Here is a 21,805-nt window from a genome sequence, read left to right as displayed (position 1 = left end):
GACTCCTGTCACTCATCATCGCAGACCCTCATTGGTCCGCGATCCGCTGCCCGAGGCTGATTTTGTTGATGCCGTGACTAGTGGGGGCAGGAGGTGATATGAATCACCAAGCTGCCGGAAGAATTGATCCAAGCGCCGGAACTTGCCGGAGGGGCCCGTCATGGACGTGATGTCTGATATCCTGTCGTCGATGCGCCTATCGGGCGCGGTGGTGTTCGACGCCGAGCTGGTCGCGCCCTTCTGCATCGTTTCGCATTACGGGCCGCAGGACTGCGCCAAATTCTTTCCTGTGCCGGCGCACCTGATCCCCTATCACTATGTGACCGAAGGCCGGATGTGGGTACGGATCGGCGAAGAGGAGCCGCTGCTGGTCGAAGCCGGCGAGCTGGTGCTGCTGGCGCGCAACGACCGGCATCTGCTCTACAGCGAGCCCGGCGTGCCGATCCAGGAAATGGAGGATGTGACGATCGACCCTGGCTCCGGGCCGATCCAGGTGCGCCAGACGGGCACCGGCGCGCGCACCCGGATGTTCTGCGGCTATCTCGGCAGCACCTCCGCGGAACCGGCGTTGATGCAGAACCTCCCGCCGTTGATGAAGGTACGGATGGGCGACGGCGCCCGCCAGCTCTGGACGCGCAGCTCGCTGCAGCTGGCAGCGGGCGAGCTGCAGAAGGAGCCTGAGACGGTCGCGCGCATGACCGAATTGCTTTTCGGGGAAGCGGTTCGGCGCTATGTCGAGAGCTTGCCCGAAGGCGAGGCCAATTGGCTGGCGGGGTTGCGCGACCCCCAGATCGCCAAGGCGCTCCGCCTGATCCACGATCGCTATGCCGAGCCTTGGGACGTTGCAAGCCTGGCGAAAGAGGTGGGCCTGTCCCGCTCGGCCTTCGGCGAGCGCTTCACCGCCCTGATCGGCGAGCCGCCGATGCGCTATTTCGCCCGTTGGCGAATGAAGATTGCCGCCAACATGCTGCGCGACGGCCGCCGCAACAGTGGCGTCGTGGCCTATGAAGTGGGCTTCGGTTCCGAGGCTGCCTTTGTGCGCGCCTTTCGACGCGAATATGGCGTTCCCCCCGCTACCTGGCGCCGGCAGCAGGAGGGGAGCGCGAAGCTCGCGGCCTAACGGACGCGCGGGCCGCCAAAGGGCAGCGGGGGCGGCGGGCGGCGGTCGCGGCGCGGCAGCTGGGCCTGATAGGCTTGGCCGCAATGGGCGACGCAATAGGGGAAGCCCGGGTTCACCGGATCGCCGCAGAAGTGGAAGTCCGGCTCGCCCGGATGACCGAGCGGCCATTTGCAGATGCGATCGTTCAGATCGAGCAGCGAGGTCTTGCCGGCAATCTCCGGGCTCGGCTTGGCAGGCACAAGGCGGCGCGGCGGGGCGGGCGGGATCGGCGCGGACTGTTCGCCCGGCGCCTGGCGGAGGAAGCCGCCAGGACCGATCGAGCGGATCTGCGGCTGCGCGGGTGCGGCATCGGCCGTGGCGGCCGGCGTTGCGGCTGGGGCGACCGGAGGACGCTCGGGAGCAGGGGCGCGCGGTGCGATAGGGCGCGGCGCTTCGGCGCGGGGCTCGACCGGAGCAGCGGCAGCGACCGGCGCCGTCAAGCCATCATCTTTGCCTTCGCGGACCGGCGACGGTCGCGCTTGCAGGCCCAGGCGATGCGCCTTGCCGATGACGGCGTTGCGGCTGACGCCGCCCAGCTCATCCGCGATTTGGCTGGCGGTCATTCCCTTTTCCCACATCGATTTCAGCTGCTCGATGCGTTCGTCAGTCCAGGCCATTGCTATCCTTCGTCCAGTCAGCTTGCAGGCGCCGCCGCCAGCCGATAGGCGAACCGCCAATGGCCGACCAGTCCCAATCCGGAGTTCGCCTCGCGCCGGGCGTGGCATCGATCACCAATGTCAACTGGCCCGGCTTGCGCGCCCTTTATGTGAAGGAGGTACGGCGCTTCTTCAAGGTCCAGCTGCAGACGATTTGGGCGCCCGCCATCACGACGATGCTGTTCCTGGTGATTTTCACCGTCGCGCTGGGCGGCAGCGGACGCACCGTGCTCGGCCATCCCTTCGCCGACTTCATCGCCCCCGGGCTGATCGTGATGGGCATGCTGCAGAACGCCTTTGCCAACTCCAGCTTCTCGCTGCTGGTCGGCAAGATTCAGGGCACAATCGTCGACTATCTGATGCCGCCCCTTTCGAATGGTGAGCTGTTGGCGGCGCTCGCCGGGGCGTCGGTGACGCGCGCGATTCTGGTCGGCTTCGCGGTGTGGCTGGCGATGCTGCTCTGGCCCGGCGTGCACGTGACTCCGCGCCATTTCTGGGCGATCGCCTGGTTCGGCATTTTGGGCGCGCTGTTCCTCGCCTTCATGGGCGTGATGACGTCCATCTGGGCGGAAAAATTCGACCACGCCGCGGCAGTGACCAACTTCGTCGTCGCGCCGCTCTCCCTCTTGTCTGGCACCTTTTATTCGGTGGAGGCGCTGTCGCCACTGTTCCGCGCGATCAGCCACGCGAACCCGTTTTTCTACATCATCTCGGGCTTTCGATACGGGTTCCTCGGCGAGTCCGACTCTCCGGTGCTGCTCGGCGCGGCCATCGTGGTCGCGATCAATCTGGTGATGGGCAGCGCCTGCTATGCGCTCCTCCGCTCCGGCTGGAAGATCAAGGCATGAGGTTCGAGTATCGTGCCGGCGAGCTCACCTGCGAGGCCTATGTCGCGCAACCTGCGGGCGCGGGGCCTCACCCGGTCATCATGATCGCGCCGACAGTACGGGGGCCTACCCAGCTGGAGGAAGCCAAGGCGGACGCGCTCGCGACCCAGGGTTATCTGGCCATCGTGATTGACCATTATGGCCGCGACAAGCGCGACCTGGGTGAGGCGGCTTTTGCCGAGATGAATGTGCTGCTCGCCGACCGTGCGCGTTTGCGCCGGCAGCTGCTTGACGCGCTCGCCTTCGCCCGGTCGCTTGAAAATGCCGATCGAGACCGTGTCGCAATCATCGGCTACTGTTTCGGCGGGCTCTGCGCATTGGACCTGGCCCGCACTGGCACCGACCAGGTGAAAGGTGCTGTATCCTTCCACGGCATTTTCTCGCGACCGGAACTTGGGCCGCAGCCGCCGATCGCGGCCAAGCTGCTCGTGCTCCACGGTTGGGACGACCCGCTGGCGACGCCGGACGATGTGCTCGGCCTTACGCGCGAGCTGACCGATGCCGGTGCCGACTGGCAGCTCCACGCCTATGGCCATACGGTGCACGGCTTCACCAACCCCGAGGCGTCGGTGCCCGGCCGCGTCCTCTACAATGCGGCCGCCGATGCGCGCGCGAATACCGCATTATCGGGGTTCCTGAAGGAAGTGCTGGCTTAACCGCCGATAACGAGCGCGTTCAGCGTCGCTCCAGCGCGAATCACCTAAAAGACCTTCACTCGATCAAGAGGAGTGAAGACCATGAAGAAGTTCCTTGTGACCCTGGCGCTCGCTTCGACCGCTCTCGTGGCCAGCGCTCCGGCGTCGGCGCAATATTATGAGCGTGACCGCTACGACAACCGCTATGACCGTGGTGACCGCTGGGATCGCGGCGACCGCTGGGATCGCGGTGACCGTGACTATGGTGAGCGTTTTCAGCGCAATGGTCGCCTGGGTCGTCAGCTCGACCGTATCGCCGCGCAGATCAGCCGCGGCCAGCAGATGGGCATGATCACCCCGCGTGAGGCCTATCGTCTTCGCGCCGAGCACGGCCAGCTGTGGCGCCTCGCTCAGCGTTATTACGCTACCGCCGGCCTGAACGGCTGGGAAGCGCAGGATCTGGAGCGTCGCGTCGACATGCTGCAGGACCGTGTCCGCTTCGAGCGTCGGGACGATGATCGCCGCTACTGGCGCTAAGTCCTGACGAGATAAACTCAGGAAGGGCCGTGGAGCGATCCGCGGCCCTTCTTCTTGTCGAAGTGCCAGTCGACAGCTGGACGCGCGGCGGTTAATCTGCTGCTTCCTTATTGCTATCGTCCAAGAGGAAGCGGATGGACCCGATCGACGACGTGTTCGGATCGATGCGCGTGCACACCAGCCTTTATGCGCGGATCGAGGGTTCGGCACCCTGGGGCGTGACCTTCGTGCGCGGCGCGGCGGCGCGGTTCGGCTATGTCGTGCGCGGCGAGGCTTGGCTGACGGTTGAGGGACGCGAGCCGGTGCGCGTGTCGGCGGGCGACTGCTGGACGATCGTCGGCGGCGCCCGGTATTCGCTGCAGGACGAGCTGAAGACGCCGACGGAATATTGCTACAAGGCGCTGCGGGCACATTCGAACCATGTCGTGCAGCTGGGCGGCGGCGGTGAGCCGGTGACGGTGGTGACCGGCTGGTTCTTGTTCGACCGGCAGGGTGCGCGTCCGCTGATCGACCTGATGCCCGAACTGATCCTGACCCGGATGGATCAGGAGCGGTCCGAGCTGATGGAGGCGACGTTGCAGCTGCTCGCTTCCGAGACGGAGCGGCAGCGCCTGGGCACCGGCATCGTGGTCAGCCGTTTGGCGGACATCCTGTTCATTCAGGCCATCCGCGCCCATGCTGCGTCCTGCGCGGCAGAGGCGGCTGGCTGGATCGGCGCCTTGGTCGACCCGCGCCTGTCCCGTGCCTTCAAGGCGGTACACGCCCGCGTGGAGCATCCCTGGACGGTGGAGGAACTGGCGCGCGAGGCGGGCATGTCCCGCTCCGCTTTCGCTGCGCGGTTCCGCGACAGTGTGGGGCTCAGCCCCCTCGATTATGTGACCCGCTGGCGCATGTTTCGGGCTGGCGCGATGCTGCGGCAGGGCGAGCGCTCGATCGCCGAGATTGCCATCAAGGTGGGCTATGAAAATGAAAGTGCTTTCGCCAAGGCTTTCAAGCGCGTGACCGGCATCACTCCCGGCGCCTATCGGCGCAAGGGGGGCGAGATTGGATTCTTGACGCAACCAGTCTTCGAACATTCGGACCCCAACGCCGACGGCCAGGCGGTCCGCCTCGCCGCCTAGCGGGGTTGTTTCGCCTCCGCCGCTCCCTTATACCGCGCCTATCCAGGCGGCCGATGCGGTCGCCTTTTTGCTTTTGACCCACAGGAGCTCTGCCATGGCGATCACCCCTCTGATGCCCGTCTATCCCCGGTGCGGGGTGCGGCCGGTGCGGGGCGAGGGCGTGTATCTGATCGGCGAGCGCGGCGAGCGCTATCTCGATTTCGCCAGCGGCATTGCGGTCAACCTGCTCGGCCATGGTCACCCGCATCTCACCAAGGCGATTGCCGACCAGGCGGCGACGCTGATGCACGTGTCAAACCTCTATGGCAGCCCGCAGGGCGAGGCGCTGGCGCAGCGGCTGGTCGACAACAGCTTTGCCGACACGGTGTTCTTCACCAACTCGGGCGCCGAAGCGGTCGAGTGCGCAATCAAGACCGCGCGCCGCTATCATTTCTCCGCCGGCGAGACGCACAAGACGACGCTGATCACGTTCAAGAACGCGTTCCACGGCCGCACCATCGGCACGATCAGCGCGACCGACCAGGAAAAGCTTCGCTCCGGCTTCGAGCCGCTGCTGCCTGGCTTCAAGGTGGTCGAATTCGACAACCTCGAGGCGGCCGAAGCGGCGGTTGATGAGAACACCGCCGGCTTTTTGGTCGAGCCGGTGCAGGGCGAGGGCGGCATCCGCCCCGCATCCGACGCCTTCATGAAGGGTTTGCGCCGCATCTGCGACGAGAAGGACCTGATGCTGGTGCTGGACGAGGTCCAGTGCGGCGTCGCGCGCACCGGCACGCTCTACGCCTATGAGCAGTACGGCATCGAGCCGGACATCCTTGCTTCCGCCAAGGGCATTGGCGGCGGCTTCCCGATGGGCGCCTGCCTCGCGACGGAGAAGGCAGCGCGCGGCATGGTGATCGGCACCCACGGTTCGACTTATGGAGGCAATCCGCTGGCGATGGCGGCCGGGCAGGCGGTCCTCGATGTCGTACTGGAGCCGGGCTTTCTCGAGCATGTCCAACAGATGGGCGACCGGCTGCGCCAGGCTCTGGAGCAGATGATCCCGAACCACGACCATCTGTTCGACAGCGTGCGGGGGCTCGGACTCATGCTCGGCATCAAGCTCAAGTCGGACAGCCGCGCATTCGTCGCGCACCTTCGCGATCACCATGGCCTGCTGACCGTGGCGGCCGGAGACAATGTCGTGCGTATCCTGCCGCCGTTGGTGATCGACGAGAACCACATCGCCGAGTGCGTCGAAAAGCTCAGCGGCGGCGCCCGGGACTATGCGCCGGCCCAGGCTGCTTAGTTCCAAAATGTACACCCGTCCGGCCTGAGCTTGTCGAAGGCCTGTTCTTGTTCTTGGAGCCGTAAGGAAAGGCGGGGCTTGGACGAGCTCAGCCCGAACGGTGGTGGGGAGCGTGGATGAGGCACTTTCTAAATCTCTCCTCAGCCGGCGCCGATGGCGTCGCGGCCATGCTTTCCGAAGCGCTCGACCGGAAGCAGGCGCGGACCGGCTGGCCCAAGGGCAAGGCGGACGCCGACAGGCCGCTGGACGGGCACGTGCTGGCGATGGTCTTCGAGAAGAGCTCGACTAGGACCCGCGCTTCGTTCGACATGGCGATCCGGCAGCTCGGCGGGACGTCGATCGTCATGGATGCGGGCACCACCCAACTCGGCCGCGGAGAAACGATCGCCGACACGGCGCGGGTGCTCAGCCGCTATGTCGATGCGATCATGATCCGCACCGACGATCCGGCCAAGCTGGACGAGCTTGCGGCTCATGCGACGGTGCCGGTGATCAACGGCCTGACCGACCGCTCCCATCCCTGCCAGATCGTCGCCGACCTGCTGACGGTGGTGGAGCAGGGCATCTCCCTACCTGGCTCGAAATGGGCTTGGCTGGGCGACGGCAATAATGTGCTGCACTCGATCGTGGAGGCGGCGGGGCTCTTCCAATTCTCGGTTGCGGTAGGTTGTCCCGAAGGCTTCGATCCGGACGAGAGCTTTATCCGCGAAGCCAATGCGCGGCTGGCGAACAGCAATGCACGGGTGACGATCGAGCGTGATCCGGTGCGCGCGGCAGCCGATGCCGATATCGTGGTCACCGACACCTGGGTGTCGATGGGGCAGCAGGACTCGGGCAAAAAGATTGCCGCCATGACGCCCTATCAGGTGAATGCCGAGTTGATGGCGCATGCCAAGCCGAGAGCGACCTTCCTCCACTGCCTGCCCGCCCATCGCGGCGAGGAAGCGACCGACGACATCCTGGACGGAAAACAGTCCGCCATCTGGGAAGAGGCGGAAAACCGCCTACATGCACAAAAAGCGATCTTGCTTTGGTGCTTTGGACTGATCGGACATGACGGAACGAACTGAGCTGGACCGGACCCTCGGGTTCGCGATCCTGGAGCAACATGCGCGCGGGCGGCTGGTGCGGCTGGGCCCGGTGCTGGACCAGATCCTGTCTGCTCACGCCTACCCGCCGGTGATCGAAAAGCTGCTGGCGGAGGCGCTGGCGCTGACCGCGCTGCTGGGCGCGACGTTGAAGGATGAGACCGGCCAGATGACGCTGCAGGCGCAGACCGAGAATGGCCCGATCGACCTGCTCGTCTGCGACTATAAAGATGGCGAGCTGCGCGGATACGTGCAGTTCGATGCGGAGCGCATCGCCGCTGCGCCTTCCGAGCCGAGCCTTTTTGCGCTGTTCGGCAAGGGCTATCTCGCTATCACCTTCGACCAGGCGGTGAGCGGCGAACGCTATCAAGGCATCGTGCCCCTGGAGGGCGGATCGCTGGCCGAGGCGGCGCAAAGCTACTTCGCTCAGTCCGAGCAGATACCCAGCCTCGTTCGGCTGTCGCACCGCCACGACGCCGATGGCCGCTGCGTCGCGGGCGGCATGCTGCTCCAGCATCTGCCAGAGGGCGAGGAAGGGCACGATCGGCTGCATACGCGGCTCGACCATCCCGAATGGCAGCATGTCGAGATGCTCGGTCAGACCATTCGCCAGGAGGAGTTGACCGATCCCGACCTGCCGATGGAGACGCTCGTCTGGCGGCTGTTTCATGAGGAGAAAGAAGTGCGTGTGCTCGGCGGCGCGGCGCTGAGCCGAGGCTGCCGCTGCAATCGCGAGCATATCCTCAACGTCTTGTCGCGCTTTGCGGCCGACGAGCAGGCGGAGATGGCGGACGCGGAAGGGATGATCAAAGTCGATTGCGCCTTCTGCTCGATCAGCCATCCGATCAAGCTTTCGGAACTCGCGCCGGTTGAATAGAACGCGATCGTAACCAATCTAGGTTACCGAACGTCCCAACAGGGGGCGGTGAGGAACGGATGCGCTGGTTGCTTGCGTTGCTGGTCGGAGGCACTGCGCTGATTGCTGCCACGAACCCACGCACCTCCGTTCTGGCCTTCAACCGCATTCAGCCGGGCAGTTGGCAGCTGCGTTCGCTCGACGGTTCCACGCCGTCGCAGCGCATGTGCGTGCAGGACCCTTATGAACTGATCCAGTTGCGCCATCCCGGCACGGCCTGCTCGCGCTTCGTGCTGAACAACGAAGCGCAGACGGCGACGGTGCACTATACCTGCACCGGCGCCGGCTATGGCCGGACCACGATCAAGGTCGAAACGCCGGCCTTGATGCGCATCGAATCCCAGGGTCTCGCCGACCGGTCGCCCTTTCAAGTGACGTTCGAGGCGCGGCGCCTGGGCCCCTGCGGTCCGCAACAGGCTGGTCGTTAAGCCGTCATTTACCAAAGTCGGAGTAACAGGAGTGCGTGTCACGTGAGCACGCTTTCCTCCCTTGAGCCGCAAGGCTTGACTGGGCCGCTCTTCGGGGCGGCCCATTTGTTTTTGCACGAGTTCTTGCAATCCTCGCCCAGCCGTTGAAGGCGACCGACATGGGTCCGGTGTCCAACAGCGATTCTGCGGCAGTTTCCGCCCTCGCGATCGACGCACCGTCGCTCGGCCCGCGCTCCGCTTGGCCACAGGCGCTCGCCAACATCGCCGATGTGATCGCGGCCTCGCCTTTCCCGATGTTCGTGTTGTGGGGTCAGCGGCGCATCCTGCTCTACAACAGCGCTTATGTCCCAATCTTGGGACCACATCATCCGGTCGCCATGGGCCGGCCATTTTTCGAGGTCTGGCCGGAAGTGCGCGAGATCATCGAGCCGGTGATCGACGACGCGTTCCGCGGCCGCGCGAGCCTCTACGAAGACCTTCCGGTCACCCTTCATAGGCCCCAGCCGGAAGCAGCCTGGTTCACCTTCGCCTATAGCCCCATCAAGAACGATGACGGTAGCATCGGCGGCGCGCTTTGCGTGTGCACCGAGACAACGGAGGGGGTGCGCGCGCGCCATCGCCTGGCGTTCCTGCTGGCCCTGGAGGAGCGGTTCCGGGAAGTGGAGAGCCCGGACGAGATCATCCGCGTCGCCCAGGCAGCGTTGGGCGAGCATCTGCGGGTCAGCCGGGTAGGCTATGGCCGGCTTGACGCCGGCGAGCGCTTTTTCACCACCAAGGACAACTGGACTAATGGTTCGGTCGAACACTTCAACGGCACGCACGATCTCGCCGCGTTCGGGGACCAGATCCATGGCGCTCTGAAGCGGGGTGAGCCTCTTGCTGTCGAGGACACCGTCACCGATCCCCGCATCGATGCAGCCGGCGCGCAGGCGTTCGAGGGCTTGCAGACCCGCGCTGCGGCGACCGTGTCGCTGATCAAGAACGGTCGGTTCGTCGCGGCCATGTATGTCCATCATAACGAGCCGCGTTACTGGGACGCTGAAGATGTCGGGCTGATCCGCGACGTCGCCGAGCGCACCTGGTCGGCCGTGGAGCGGGCGGCCGCCGAGGCCGAGCTCCGCACCCGCGAACGGTTGCTCCGCTTCCTCGACGAACTCGCTCGCGAGACGGCGGCATCGACCGACGCTGACGAGATTCTGGCGATCACGACTCGCCTGACCGCCGCTCATCTTGGCCTGTCCAACTGCGCCTATGCCGACATGGACGCCGACCAGAACGGCTTCACCATCCGCGGCAATTGGCACGCGCCCGGCTCTCCTTCGATCGTCGGCCATTATCAGCTCGCCGACTTCGGGACGCTCGCGGTGCAGGAACTGAGCGCCGGCCGACCGCTGATCATCAACGACAATCTGAAAGAAATTGAGCCGCACGAGGCGAAGACCTTTCAGGACATCGGCATCGGCGCGACCATCTGCATGCCGCTGGTCCGGAGCGGCCAGCTCGTCGCGCTGATGGCGATCCATGACCGTGACCCGCATTACTGGACCGACTATGAGCTTACCGTCATCCGAGAGGTGACGGAACGGTCTTGGGCGCATGTCGAGCGCGTCCGTTCCGAAGCGCTCCGCCGCGATCGCGAGGAGCGGCTGCGCATCGCCATGGATGCGGCGCAGATGGGCACCTGGGACTGGGACCTGGTCGCCGGCCGCGGCAGCTGGTCCGATCGCACCGCCGAGATCATGGGCGTCGCGCCGGGGACGGAGATCACGCCCGAGATGCGGTACGAGCTCGTACATCCGGACGATCGCGACTGGGTCGGCAAGCAGGTCGTCGAGTCGATCCAGACGGGCCGCGACTTCGCTACCGAATATCGTATTGTGCGGCCGAACGGCGAGGTGCGCTGGATCTCGTCGCGCGGCCGGGTGCAGATGGATGCAAATGGCCGCGCGGTCCGGACCACCGGCACGGTCCGCGACGTGACGCGTCGCCGCCGCGCGCAGGATGAGCTGCAGCAGCTTAACAGCCGGCTGGAACAGGAGGTGGCGCACCGGACGGCGGAGCGCGACCGCATGTGGAGGCTCAGCCGCGACCTGTTCGTCGTCGTCGGCAGGCGCTGGGATATCCGCGCGATCAACCCGGCCGTCGAGCGGCTGCTCGGCTATGACCCGCGCGACCTTGTCGGGCGGCGCTTCGATACGTTCGTGCATCCGGACGATCTCAACCAGGCGGGTGCCTCGATCCGGGCTGCCGCCCATCAGCCGGTGGGCGACTTCCGTGCGCGGCTGCGCAACAGCGACGGCGCATGGCGGGAATTCTCCTGGACGGCGGCGCCGACGGAAGGCGAAGCCTATGTCATTGGCCGCGACATCACCGCCGAAGTCGAGCGCAGCCGCGACCTGGCGCTGGCGCAGGACGCGCTGCGCGAGTCGCAGAAGCTGGAGGCGCTCGGCAAACTGACCGGCGGCGTCGCGCACGACTTCAACAATCTGCTCACGCCCATCGTCGGCAGCCTCGATCTTCTGTCCCGCGCCGAGGGCCTGAGCGAGCGTCAACGGCGGCTGGTCGGGGCTGGGCTGGAATCCGCTGAACGGGCCCGCACTCTGGTGCAGCGGCTGCTCGCCTTTGCCCGCCGCCAGCCGCTGAATATCGGACCGGTCGATGTGGAGGCGCTGATTGCCGGCATGGCGGAGCTGATCGGCAGCACTTCCGGTCCGCACATCGACCTGCGGGTGAAGGTCGCGCCGGCGCTCCCTGCCGCTCAGGCAGACGCGAACCAGTTGGAGCTCGCCATCCTCAATCTTGCGGTCAATGCGCGCGACGCCATGCCCGAAGGCGGCACGCTCTCGATCACCGCGTCGGACGAGACCGTCGAGCGGCTGCGTGGCGGCAAACTCCAGCCGGGCCGCTATGTCCGCATCGGCGTGGCGGACACCGGCACGGGCATGGATGCCGACACGCTGGCCCGCGCCGTCGAGCCGTTCTTTTCAACCAAGGGCATCGGCAAGGGGACGGGGCTCGGCCTGTCGATGGTGGATGGCCTCGCTTCGCAGCTGGGCGGTGCCATGCTGATCGAAAGCCGCGTCGGCCTGGGCACAAGCGTGGACATCTTCCTGCCGGTCTCCACCGCCCCGGCAGCGTCTGCACCTTTGCCCCAAGAAGAGGAGGCAGCGGCCGCTTCGGGCACGATCCTGCTGGTGGACGATGACGAGGGCGCGCGCTCGGCAACGCGGGAGCTGCTGATCGACCTTGGCTATCGTATCGAGGAGGCTGGTTCGGGCGAGGAAGCGCTTGCGCTGCTGGAGCGGGGCGGCCGTTACGACGCGGTGCTGTCCGACCAGCTGATGCCGGGCATGACGGGGTCGCAGCTGGCCACCCGGATCGCTGCGCGGCGGCCGGGCACACCGGTGCTGCTCGTCTCCGGCTATGCCGATCTCGACAGCGTCTCGCCGGGCCTGCCGCGCCTCGCCAAGCCGTTCCGGCGCGACCAGTTGCGCAAGGAGTTGCAGGCGCTGGGGGTGTGAGAAACTAGGGACAATTCCGCATAACGCCGCTCCGGTCAGACTCCTATTTGATCGACATCAAATTCGATCCGCCAAGGAGTTGGCCATGACTGCCCCGTTCGTCGATCTCAGCATCCATCATCGCCCCGACAACATGTCCGACCGCGTTGCGCTGGGCTTCACTAAGGTGCTGCGCTGGTGCGCGGACACCTTCTTCGCCGCTCGTTACGGCCACCGCGCGGTCGTGCTGGAGACGGTCGCGGCAGTGCCGGGCATGGTCGGTGCCACCATCAACCACCTCCACAGCCTGCGCCGCATGAAGGACGACCGCGGCTGGATCCGCACGCTGATGGACGAAGCCGAGAACGAGCGCATGCACCTGATGACGTTTATCGAAGTGGCGCAGCCGACCTGGTTCGAGCGCGCGGTCATCATCGGCGTGCAATGGGTCTTCTACCTCGCCTTCTTCGCGCTCTACCTCATCAGCCCGCGCACCGCGCACCGCATCGTCGGCTATTTCGAGGAGGAGGCGGTGATCAGCTACACCCATTATCTCGCCGAGATCGACGAGGGCCGTTCGCCGAACGTGCCGGCGCCGGCAATCGCCAAGCGCTACTGGAACCTGCCAGAGACGGCGACGCTGCGGGACGTGGTGTTGGTCGTGCGCGCCGACGAAGCGCATCACCGCGACGTCAATCACGGCTATGCCGACGAACTGAACGGACTGGAGCCCGGCGTGCCCGCGCCCTGCCCGGAGCATAATGAGCTGCAGCCCGCGTGGAAGCAGGCGGCCTGACCCACCGTTCGTATCGAGCGAAGTCGAGATACGCTTCTCGACTTTGCTCGAAGCGAACGGACTGGAATTAGAATGACGCTCTGAGCGTCACCCGGATATCCCGTCCCGAAAGGGGCGCAAAATCCTTGAGGAAGCTGGTGTGGCGGCGGGCGTCCACGTCGAAGATGTTGTTCGCCTGCACCATCAGCTCCGGTTTGTTCGGCCCACCGCCGAAGGGGCGGAAGGCCAGCGAGGCGTTGACGAGGGTGAATTCGTCCGTCGGCGTCTCGAAGGCGGCGACACGGTCCTGCTCGAAGCTGTGCTCGACTTCGACCCGGCCGGTGAGTCTGTCGGCGGTGGCACTGACGCCACCGAGCAGCCGTAGCGGCGGGATTCGCGGCACCGGACCGACGCTCGACACCGTGGCCCGCACATAGTCGGCAACCGCGTCCACGCCGATCTTGCTCTCGCCAATTCGGGCGACCCTGGCCGCGACCTGGGCCTCGACCCCGTAGAAGCGGGCCTTGGCCTGACGATATTGGAACACCGGCAGGTCGTCCTCGATCTCTCCGGTCGCGTCCTCATAAATGAAGTTGCGGAAGCGGTTATAATAGACGGAGAATTCGGCCGTTAGCCACTCATTGCCGCCGCGCACCACCGCCTCGGCTCCGAAATTCCGTTCCTTACGAAGGGCGGGATCGCCGATCTCAAAGGCTTGGGTGCCGGCGTGCGGGCCATTGGAGAACAGCTCCTCGGCCGATGGCGCCCGCTCGGTCAGCGAGACATTGCCGCCAATCCGCCAGCCCTTGGTAAACTCGAAGCTCGCACCGGCCGAGCCGGACAGCGCCGTGAACTTCCGGCCGATGCCGAGTGTCGGCGCGGTGACCTTGGTGCGCTCGATCCGGCCGCCGACCTCGAGTTGAGCGCGGCCGAGTTCGAGCTGCTGCAGCGTGAACAGGCCGAACTGCTCGGTCTCGTTCTTGGGCAGGAAGGCCTCTTCGCCGACCGCGTCAAAGTCGCGGATGAAGAACTGGCCGCCGACTGCGCCCTTCCACGGCCCGCGCTTGGCCTGGACGAGCTCGATCCGGCCCTCCATTGCTTCATTGAGGAAGGTGGAGCCGATCTCCCCCTTGGGCTCGATCTCGTCATGCTTATAGTCGGCAAAGCCGAAGCGGCCGCGCAGCAGTTCGAAGAATCCGCTGCCGAGCTTGATCTCGGCGCGGGCGTCAAGCCGCAGCTGGCGCGCGTCGATGGTCGGCGCCTCACCTTCGCCGGTCGCCAAGTCGAAGCGCGGCGGGATGCCGAACTTGCTGTCATAGCGGGTCAGAGCGAAGCCGAGGCTGCTGCCGTCATCGGCGACCACCGACACGCCGCCTGCCAAGTCCCAGGTCCGTGCAGCCGAGTTGGGCAGGCGGTTGCGCAAGGAGGCGAGCGCCTGCGCGTCGGGAGTGCCGCTCGCCAGCGCCTCGGCCCGCGCCTGGCGTGACAGGACGAACTTGCCGATGCGCAGATCGTCGCCGTTTAGATAGCTGCCGTCGACATGCAGCACGACCTTGCCGCCCACCGGCAGGTCCGCCGCCGCGGCGCCGAACCACTGGTCGGCCGCCGAGGCATAGCCGCCCAATACGTCGACGTGCAGAGCTTCGTCGGGCACGCGGCGCGGGATGCGGCGGTCGATCACATTGACGACGCCGCCGATCGCGGACGAGCCAAACTGGAGCGCTGCAGGCCCCCGCAGCACTTCGATGCGCTCGGCCAGGAACGGGTTGATCGTGACCGGGTGATCGACGCTGGTGTTCGACACGTCGAAGCTGCCGATGCCGTCGGTCAGCACGCGGATGCGCTCGCCCTGAAAGCCGCGCAGCACCGGCCGCGACGCGTTGGGCCCGAAGGAGGTGGAGGAAACGCCCGGCAGTCGCGCCAGCGTCTCGCCGATTGTCGGCCGCACCTCGCGGGCGAGCTCGGCGCCGCTCAGCACCGAAACGCCGGTCAGGAACTCGATCCGCTCGCGTTCGAACGGCGCGGTGACGATGATGTCGCGCGGCTGCTCGACATGGACGTCATCGGGGCTCTGCTGGGCATGAGCAGGAACGACGAAGGCAGCGCCGGCGAGCAGCGCGAAGAGGTTGGACCGAATCATGGTCGCCGCTGCTAACGGCCATGATATGTTGTATCAAGACCCTGATCTGTCGTCCGCCGATTAGGCAGTGCCGTTCATCGCGGCAAGCAGGGGAGAGGCGCCCTGCTCGGCATCGTCGGCGGCGCTCTGGAACAGCCGGAACAGCTCGCGGCCCAGACCCAGGCGCGCCTGAGGTGCGGCTGCAGGCTCACGGTCGGCAAATCCGGGCGTCAGCACTTCGAGCGTGCCGCTCACCGCATCGACGCGGACGAGGTCGCCATCCGACACCCGCGCGACCGGCCCGCCGTGCAGCGCCTCCGGATAGAGGTGGATAGCGGCGGGCACCTTGCCGCTCGCGCCCGACATGCGGCCGTCGGTGACAAGCGCGACCTTGAAGCCGCGATCCTGCAGCACGCCAAGCGCTGGCGTCAGCTTGTGCAGCTCCGGCATGCCGTTAGCGGCAGGGCCCTGGAAGCGGACGATCACCACCACATCCCGCTGCAGTTCGCCAGCCTTGAAGGCGGCCAGCACCTGGTCCTGATCGTCGAACACGCGCGCTGGCGCTTCGATGACGCGGCGCTCGGGGTCGACCGCGCTGGTCTTGATGACGGCGCGACCGAGATTGCCGGCAAGCAACTTCATGCCTCCGGTCGGCTGGAAGGGGTCGGCAACAGGGCGCAGCATTGTCGGATCGCGGGTCGTGTCCGGAGCAGGCGTCCATTCGAGCTGCTCAGTGAGGCGCGGCTCGTTCTGGTAGTCGGCCATGCCGTTCGCCGATACTGTAAGGATGTCACCATGGAGCAGCCCCGCGTCGAGCAACTCGCGGATGACGAAGGGCATGCCGCCGGCGTCCCTGAAGTCGTTCACGTCGCCCGATCCGTTCGGATAGACGCGGGCGAGCAGCGGCACGGCCTCTGAGATTTCCTCGAAGTCCTGCCAATCGATGACGATGCCAGCCGCGCGCGCGATGGCGGGGAGGTGGATGGCGTGGTTGGTGGAACCGCCGGTCGCCATCAGGCCGACACAGGCGTTCACGACCGCCTTTTCATCGATGACGCGGCCGAGCGGGCGATAGTCATTGCCGTCCCAGCCGATTTCGGTGATCCGGTGAACGGCGGCGCGCGTCAGTTCCTGGCGCAGCTTGGTGCCCGGATTGGCGAAGGCGGCATTGGGCACATGCAGACCCATCACCTCCATCATCATCTGGTTGGAGTTGGCCGTACCGTAGAAAGTGCAGGTGCCCGGCGAGTGATAGCTGGCCGATTCCGCCTCCAGCAATTCCTCCTTGCCTACCTTGCCCTCGGCATAAAGCTGGCGAATGCGCGCCTTCTCCTTATTCGGGATGCCCGATCCCATCGGCCCGCCGGGGACCAGGATGGTCGGCAAGTGCCCGAAGCGCAGCGCACCGATCAGCAGCCCCGGCACGATCTTGTCGCAAATGCCGAGCAGCAACGCGCCTTCGAACATGGCATGGCTGAGGGCGACGGCCGTAGAAAGCGCGATCGTGTCGCGGCTGAACAGCGACAGCTCCATGCCTGCCTGACCCTGCGTCACGCCGTCGCACATGGCCGGCACGCCGCCCGCGACCTGCGCGGTGGCGCCACGCTCCCGGGCGAAGACCTTGATCTGTTCGGGATAGCGTCCATAGGGCTGATGGGCGGACAGCATGTCATTGTACGACGTGACGATGCCGATGTTCATCGACCTGCCCAAACGGATCGCCGGCTTGTCGTCCTCCGCAGCCGCAAACGCATGAGCAAGGTTGCCGCAGCTCAGTACATTGCGATTGGTGCCCGCCTCGCGCTGATGATCGATGAGCTCGAGATAGGCGGCACGGGACGCGCGCGAGCGATCGATGATTCGATCGGTGACGCGGGCGATGCAGGGATCGATGTTGTTCACCCTAAACTCCGTTGCCCTGAGCTTGTCGAGGGGCTGTTCTCACTTCCCGGATCCGAACGAAGAAGAGCAGGGCTTCGACAAGCTCAGCCCGGACGGAGTTCCTCCTTCCGGTCGCCTATTCATGCCAGCTCGCTCCGTCCCGTTCGATCAGCGCGATGGCGGCGGACGGTCCCCAGGTGCCGGCCGTGTACGACCGGACCTCTTGCCCCGCCTGATCCCAGGCCTCACGGATCGAGTCGATCCAGCTCCAGGCGGCTTCCACTTCATCGCGCCGCACGAACAAGGTCGGGTCGCCTTCGATCAAATCAAGGAGGAGGCGTTCATAAGCAATGCGGCGGCGCTGTCCTGCCGCTTCGGTGGAGAGCGACACGTCCAGCGCCACTTCCCGCAGATTAAGCCCATGCCGGTCGAGGCCTGGCTGCTTCGCCATCACCTGCAGCTGGATATTCTCCTGCGGCTGGATGCGGATGATCATCGTGTTGGGCTCCAGCCCCTTGCCGCCGCGCGCGAAAATAGAGTGCGGTACCGGCCTGAACTTGATCAGGATTTCGGAGCTGCGCACCGGCATGCGCTTGCCGGTGCGGAGATAGAAAGGGACGCCGGCCCAGCGCCAATTATCGATGTGCGCCTTCAGGGCAACGAAAGTTTCGGTACCTGAGGGGCGGCCGAGCTCCTCCGCATAACCCTTGACCGGCTGGCCACCGACGGCGCCGGAGCCGTACTGGCCCCGAACGCTATGAGCGCCCACCGTCTCGCGCGTCATCGCACGGAGCGAGCGGATCACCTTTACTTTCTCGTCGCGCACTGCGGCAGGCGCCATTGAGGCCGGCGGCTCCATTGCGACCAGCGCCAGCAGCTGCAGCACATGGTTCTGCACCATGTCCTTCAGCGCGCCTACCCCGTCGTAATAGGAGACGCGGCCTTCCAGACCCACCGTCTCGGCGACGGTGATCTGGACATGCTCGATCCCTTGCGCGTTCCAGAGCGGCTCGAACAGGGCATTGCCGAAGCGCAGGACGAGCAGGTTCTGCACCGTCTCTTTGCCCAGATAATGATCGACGCGGAACACCCGGTCCTCATCGAACACTGCGTTCACCGCGTCATTGACCTGGAGCGACGAGGCTAGGTCCTGCCCGATCGGCTTTTCCATGGCGACGCGCACGGTCGGGCCTGACAAACCGGCGCGTCCGAGCCCCTCGACCATCGGTGCGAACAGCGACGGCGGTGTGGACAGATAGACGGAGACACCCCGGTCCAGCCGGTCGCCGACCAGATCGCGCAACCGGGTGAACTCCTCCTGTTTGCCGCTCACTGCCGAATAGCGGATGCGCTGCAGGAAGTCGGCTGCCGTGTCGGGATGGTAGCGATCTTCCGGCAAGGATTTTTGCAGATCGATCGAGGCGCGGAACGCTTCGTCATCCATCTCACTCCGCCCGGAGCCGATGATCAGCACATCATCGGGCAGCAGCCGGTCCGCGAAAAGATTGTAGAGCGAGGGAAACAACATGCGATGGGCAAGATCGCCGGTCCCGCCGAAGATGATGATCGTCTGATGCGGTCCGGCCACTTCCGTCTCCCCGTTCCGCGCGCATACCTAGAGGCGGGACGGTGAGGGTCAACCGTGCCTAGACTTTCAACTCACGCGCGATGGCCTTTGCCGTGGCTGGCCCATAGGGCGGCTTGAAGCCCGCCAGTTTGGCGACGTCGATTTTGGGTTGGCGGTAGACCGCGCGCGCATGGCTGAACGTCTTGAAGCCGTCTTGCCCATGATAGGCGCCCATGCCCGATGGGCCGATACCGCCGAACGGCAGCTCCTCCGCCGAAATATGGAAGATCACGTCATTGACGGTGACGCCGCCCGAGATGGTGCGCTCCAGCACCTGACGCTCCTCTGCCGCGTCCTGCCCGAAATAGTAGAGACCCAGCGGACGGTCGCGGCCGTTCACAAATTCGATCGCTTCCTCAATGTGGCCGTAGCGCTTGACGGGCAGCACCGGGCCGAAAATCTCGTCCTGCATGACCGCCATGTCGTCGGTCGGGTTGCGGACGATAAAGAGCGGCATCTTGCGCCCGTTCGACGCCGCAAAGTCTTCGTCGGCCGGGTTGATTTCGATCACTTCGCCGCCCTTGGCGCGGGCGTCTTCGAGATAACCGCTTAGGCGAACATGATGCCGCTCGCCCAGCACCGAGGTGTAGTCGGGATTGTCGAGCAGGCGCGGGTAGAGTGTGGAGGCGGCGGTGCGAAGGCCGCCGATCACCGCCTCCTCCTTGTCATCAGGCACCAGCAGGTAATCGGGAGCGAGACAGATCTGGCCCGCATTCATCAACTTGCCGATCGCGATCCGCTCCGCCGCCTGCGCGATGTTCGCCGAGCGGCCGATGATGGTCGGCGACTTGCCGCCGAGTTCGAGCGTGACCGGCGTCAGGTTGTCGGCGGCCGCATGGAGAATGTGGCGGCCGACGGCTGTCGCGCCGGTGAAGATCAGATGGTCGAAGGGGAGCGCGGCAAAGGCGCGGCCGACCTCCGGCCCGCCGCTGACGAAGCTTAGCTCCGCCGAGTCAAAATATTTGGGCGTAAGCGTCTCGAATAGCGCTGCAGTTGCCGGCGTATATTCCGACATCTTGACCATCGCGCGGTTGCCGGCAGCCAGCACGCCCGCGAGCGGGCCCATTGAGAGGTTCACCGGGAAGTTCCAGGGTGCGATCACGCCGACCACGCCCTTCGGCTGGTAGTGGACCTCGGCCCGGGCGCCGAGCAGTCCAAGCGGAAACTGCAGCGGCCGGCGCTCGGGCCTCATCCACCGCGCGGCCCGCGCCCGTGCATGCTTCAGCGTCCGGACGCTCGCCAGCACATCGGTCAGCATCGACTGTTCGCGGCTGCGATGGCCGAAATCCTCGGACAGCGCCGAACAGAAAAACTCGGCATTCTCCACCAGCATGCGGATGGCGCGGGTCAGGCGATCGCGCCGAACCTCGGCAGAAACGGGGAGTTCAGCCTGGAAGGCGGCACGCTGCGCCTGCAGCAAGGTGGTCAAGTCCATGGCGTCGATCCTTCCCGAAAAATAACAGGGCGACAAGCAGCCGGCGGAAAGGCTTCTATTCTAAACAGAAGCGGGTTGGGCTAGCATGGCTGCCGATGGGAGTGCGGATATTGACGCGGCTGGCGAGGACCATGCTGGTGATGGTGACGGGCCTTGTCTCTAGCCTGCTGCTGGCCTCGCCCGTGCCTCCGCCCGCGTCAGATGGTCCGGTTTCTCAGCTCGAATGGAAGAGCCTGCTGGAGCGCGCTGAGCCCGGCAGCGTCATCGATCTGGGCTCCAGACGCGTTGCCTTCGCACCACAGCCTTTCGCGCCGAGCCGGAACGTCACCATACGCGGCGGCGTGTTCGGGCCGATCGTTTTGTCGGGCTGGCGGAACGTCACACTTGATGGCGCGATGTTCGAGGCGCCCCCCGGCACGCCCGAGAACATCTATCTGCTGATCGCCGACAAGGCCGAGAATCTGGTGCTGCGCAACTGCCGCTTCACCGGCCTTGAGGAAGCTGGAAAGCTGCATGTGCGGGGCCCGTCCATTCGGAACGGCCGCAATGTGACGATCGAGCGCTGCACCTTCGAGCGGCTGGCCGGTTTCGCCAATTTCATCCGCACCGAGGGAGCGCGCTTCCAGGACAATGATCTGAGAACCATCCGCGAAGGCGTGAACATTCAGGGCGGCCGCGACATCGCTATCGAACGCAACCGCTTCGAGGATTTCCGGCCGTTCGAGGGAGACCATTCGGACGGAGTGCAGTTTTTCACCAGCGGCCTCACCTTGGCCGATGACACCGCCGCACGCGACGTGACGATCCGCGACAATCTGATCATCGCCGGCGGCAAGGCCCAGGGCATATTCTCGCGAGACGAGCTCGATCTGGCCGCAAGCGGGCGCGGCTATCAGCGCTTTACGATCGAAGGCAATATCGTGATCGGCGCCGGATGGCACGGCATCACGGCCTCGCAGATCGACGACGTCCGCATTCGCAACAACCGGCTGTTCCGAGTTGCCGATGTCGATACGATGGACAGCCGTATCTCGGTCGATGGCGGCTCTGGCCTGGTCGACAGCAACGAGGCGAACGCCTTCATTCTCAAGGGCAAGGTGGAAGAAGGGCGGAACGCGTCCAAACGCAACAGCCCGAAGCGCGACGTCGATCAGGTCATTACCGACTGGGTGGCGAGGTTCCGGAAGAAGGGTTGAGCTCTACTGCGCCGGCACCTCGGCTGCAGCTTCAGCAGCCGGGTAGTTGACCGGCGTCGGCTGCTCCGCGACCTCGACCACCGGGACTGGATCGACCGGCTCTTCCAGCGGCAGCTTATCGGGTTCAGCCGACCGGTAGGGCTCTATGTCAGGTACGGGCTCGTATTTGGTGATTAGCAGCGGTCCGCCATAGCTGCCATAGGCGAGCTTCGGCCGCTCCAGCAGCAACTTCATCTCGAGCTGGCAGGCGGCGAGGAACTCGGCGTTCATTTCGGGGCAGCGGCGCAGCCCGCCGTCGAAGGCGGTGCGCGCCCAAGCCCGGCCGGCGCTGCCCTGGTCCACCGGATCGGACACGACCTGCTCTACCATCGGAATGCGCGACGGCCGCTGCCATTTGACCGTGGACGTGGTGATGCTGCTGGCCAGCACGCCGGCGCCCACACCGCCCGAGATCAGCATCAGAGCCTTGAAGGCCAGAGCGGCCTTTCGGTGCAGCCGGTCCATGGCGTAACAACCGTTTCGCTGCCGGGGCGGTTCCTGGTTCGAACCACGAGGTCGAG

General features: G+C 65.6%; 18 protein-coding genes. 12 read left to right on the top strand and 6 right to left on the bottom strand.

Going from position 1 to position 21,805, the window contains the following annotated elements:
* Positions 1-160: 160 nt before the first annotated feature.
* Positions 161-1,120 (top strand): AraC family transcriptional regulator, encoded by a 960-nt coding sequence (locus VGT77_RS10355; RefSeq protein ID WP_327462246.1) that lies wholly within the window; start codon positions 161-163, stop codon positions 1,118-1,120.
* Here VGT77_RS10355 and VGT77_RS10350 read toward each other — a convergent pair.
* A complete protein-coding gene (locus VGT77_RS10350; protein WP_327462245.1) occupies positions 1,117-1,776 on the bottom strand; it encodes a GcrA family cell cycle regulator in 660 nt (219 codons plus the stop codon). The two genes, VGT77_RS10355 and VGT77_RS10350, sit on opposite strands and share 4 nt — an antisense overlap.
* 59 nt (positions 1,777-1,835) lie before the next feature.
* On the opposite strand from VGT77_RS10350, the gene VGT77_RS10345 reads away from it, so the two are divergent.
* The 10 genes from VGT77_RS10345 (at position 1,836) to VGT77_RS10300 (ending at position 13,008) form a co-directional block, all read left to right on the top strand.
* Positions 1,836-2,663 (top strand): ABC transporter permease, encoded by an 828-nt coding sequence (locus VGT77_RS10345; protein ID WP_327462244.1) that lies wholly within the window; start codon positions 1,836-1,838, stop codon positions 2,661-2,663.
* Positions 2,660-3,358: a dienelactone hydrolase family protein gene (locus tag VGT77_RS10340; protein ID WP_327462243.1), complete on the top strand. Its 699-nt coding sequence runs from the start codon at positions 2,660-2,662 to the stop codon at positions 3,356-3,358. Before VGT77_RS10345 ends, VGT77_RS10340 begins: the two co-directional genes overlap by 4 nt.
* A gap of 81 nt (positions 3,359-3,439) precedes the next feature.
* Complete coding sequence (locus VGT77_RS10335) at positions 3,440-3,874, top strand: hypothetical protein (protein ID WP_327462241.1); 435 nt, start codon at positions 3,440-3,442, stop codon at positions 3,872-3,874.
* 134 nt (positions 3,875-4,008) lie between these two features.
* Positions 4,009-4,995, top strand: a complete 987-nt coding sequence (locus VGT77_RS10330; protein WP_327462239.1) for an AraC family transcriptional regulator — start codon at positions 4,009-4,011, stop codon at positions 4,993-4,995.
* A 94-nt stretch (positions 4,996-5,089) separates the two neighbouring features.
* Positions 5,090-6,280 (top strand): aspartate aminotransferase family protein, encoded by a 1,191-nt coding sequence (locus VGT77_RS10325; protein WP_327462237.1) that lies wholly within the window; start codon positions 5,090-5,092, stop codon positions 6,278-6,280.
* Between the two features lie 116 nt (positions 6,281-6,396).
* Entirely contained in the window at positions 6,397-7,350 is a 954-nt protein-coding gene (gene argF, locus VGT77_RS10320) for an ornithine carbamoyltransferase (protein WP_327462235.1), read from the top strand.
* Positions 7,334-8,245 carry an Hsp33 family molecular chaperone HslO gene (locus VGT77_RS10315; protein ID WP_327462233.1) on the top strand — a complete coding sequence of 304 codons (912 nt, stop codon included), beginning with the start codon at positions 7,334-7,336 and terminating at the stop codon, positions 8,243-8,245. The genes argF and VGT77_RS10315 overlap by 17 nt, the downstream gene beginning before the upstream one ends.
* 59 nt (positions 8,246-8,304) lie before the next feature.
* A complete protein-coding gene (locus tag VGT77_RS10310) occupies positions 8,305-8,712 on the top strand; it encodes a hypothetical protein (RefSeq protein WP_327462231.1) in 408 nt (135 codons plus the stop codon).
* Positions 8,713-8,855: 143 nt separating this feature from the next.
* Positions 8,856-12,233 (top strand): PAS domain-containing protein, encoded by a 3,378-nt coding sequence (locus tag VGT77_RS10305; protein WP_327462229.1) that lies wholly within the window; start codon positions 8,856-8,858, stop codon positions 12,231-12,233.
* A gap of 85 nt (positions 12,234-12,318) precedes the next feature.
* The gene (locus tag VGT77_RS10300; RefSeq protein WP_327462227.1) at positions 12,319-13,008 is read left to right on the top strand and encodes an alternative oxidase; all 690 of its coding nucleotides are present in this window, start codon (positions 12,319-12,321) and stop codon (positions 13,006-13,008) included.
* Between the two features lie 67 nt (positions 13,009-13,075).
* On the opposite strand, the gene VGT77_RS10295 is transcribed toward VGT77_RS10300, so the two are convergent.
* The 4 genes from VGT77_RS10295 to VGT77_RS10280 form a co-directional block, all read right to left on the bottom strand.
* Positions 13,076-15,127 (bottom strand): TonB-dependent receptor, encoded by a 2,052-nt coding sequence (locus VGT77_RS10295; protein WP_327462225.1) that lies wholly within the window; start codon positions 15,125-15,127, stop codon positions 13,076-13,078.
* A gap of 60 nt (positions 15,128-15,187) precedes the next feature.
* The gene (edd, locus tag VGT77_RS10290) at positions 15,188-17,008 is read right to left on the bottom strand and encodes a phosphogluconate dehydratase (RefSeq protein WP_327462223.1); all 1,821 of its coding nucleotides are present in this window, start codon (positions 17,006-17,008) and stop codon (positions 15,188-15,190) included.
* Between the two features lie 115 nt (positions 17,009-17,123).
* Positions 17,124-18,575 (bottom strand): glucose-6-phosphate dehydrogenase, encoded by a 1,452-nt coding sequence (gene zwf, locus VGT77_RS10285; protein WP_327462221.1) that lies wholly within the window; start codon positions 18,573-18,575, stop codon positions 17,124-17,126.
* A gap of 58 nt (positions 18,576-18,633) precedes the next feature.
* Positions 18,634-20,049 (bottom strand): coniferyl aldehyde dehydrogenase, encoded by a 1,416-nt coding sequence (locus VGT77_RS10280; protein ID WP_327462219.1) that lies wholly within the window; start codon positions 20,047-20,049, stop codon positions 18,634-18,636.
* A 110-nt stretch (positions 20,050-20,159) separates the two neighbouring features.
* Between VGT77_RS10280 and VGT77_RS10275 the strand changes: the two genes are divergently transcribed.
* The gene (locus VGT77_RS10275) at positions 20,160-21,245 is read left to right on the top strand and encodes a right-handed parallel beta-helix repeat-containing protein (protein WP_327462217.1); all 1,086 of its coding nucleotides are present in this window, start codon (positions 20,160-20,162) and stop codon (positions 21,243-21,245) included.
* A gap of 3 nt (positions 21,246-21,248) precedes the next feature.
* Here VGT77_RS10275 and VGT77_RS10270 read toward each other — a convergent pair whose 3' ends face one another.
* The gene (locus tag VGT77_RS10270; protein ID WP_327462215.1) at positions 21,249-21,749 is read right to left on the bottom strand and encodes a hypothetical protein; all 501 of its coding nucleotides are present in this window, start codon (positions 21,747-21,749) and stop codon (positions 21,249-21,251) included.
* Between the last annotated feature and the right edge of the window lie 56 nt (positions 21,750-21,805).

The organism is Sphingomonas sp., assembly GCF_035944535.1.
Classification (GTDB): Bacteria; Pseudomonadota; Alphaproteobacteria; order Sphingomonadales; family Sphingomonadaceae; genus Sphingomonas_B.
This window is presented reverse-complemented; position numbering and strand designations above follow the sequence as displayed.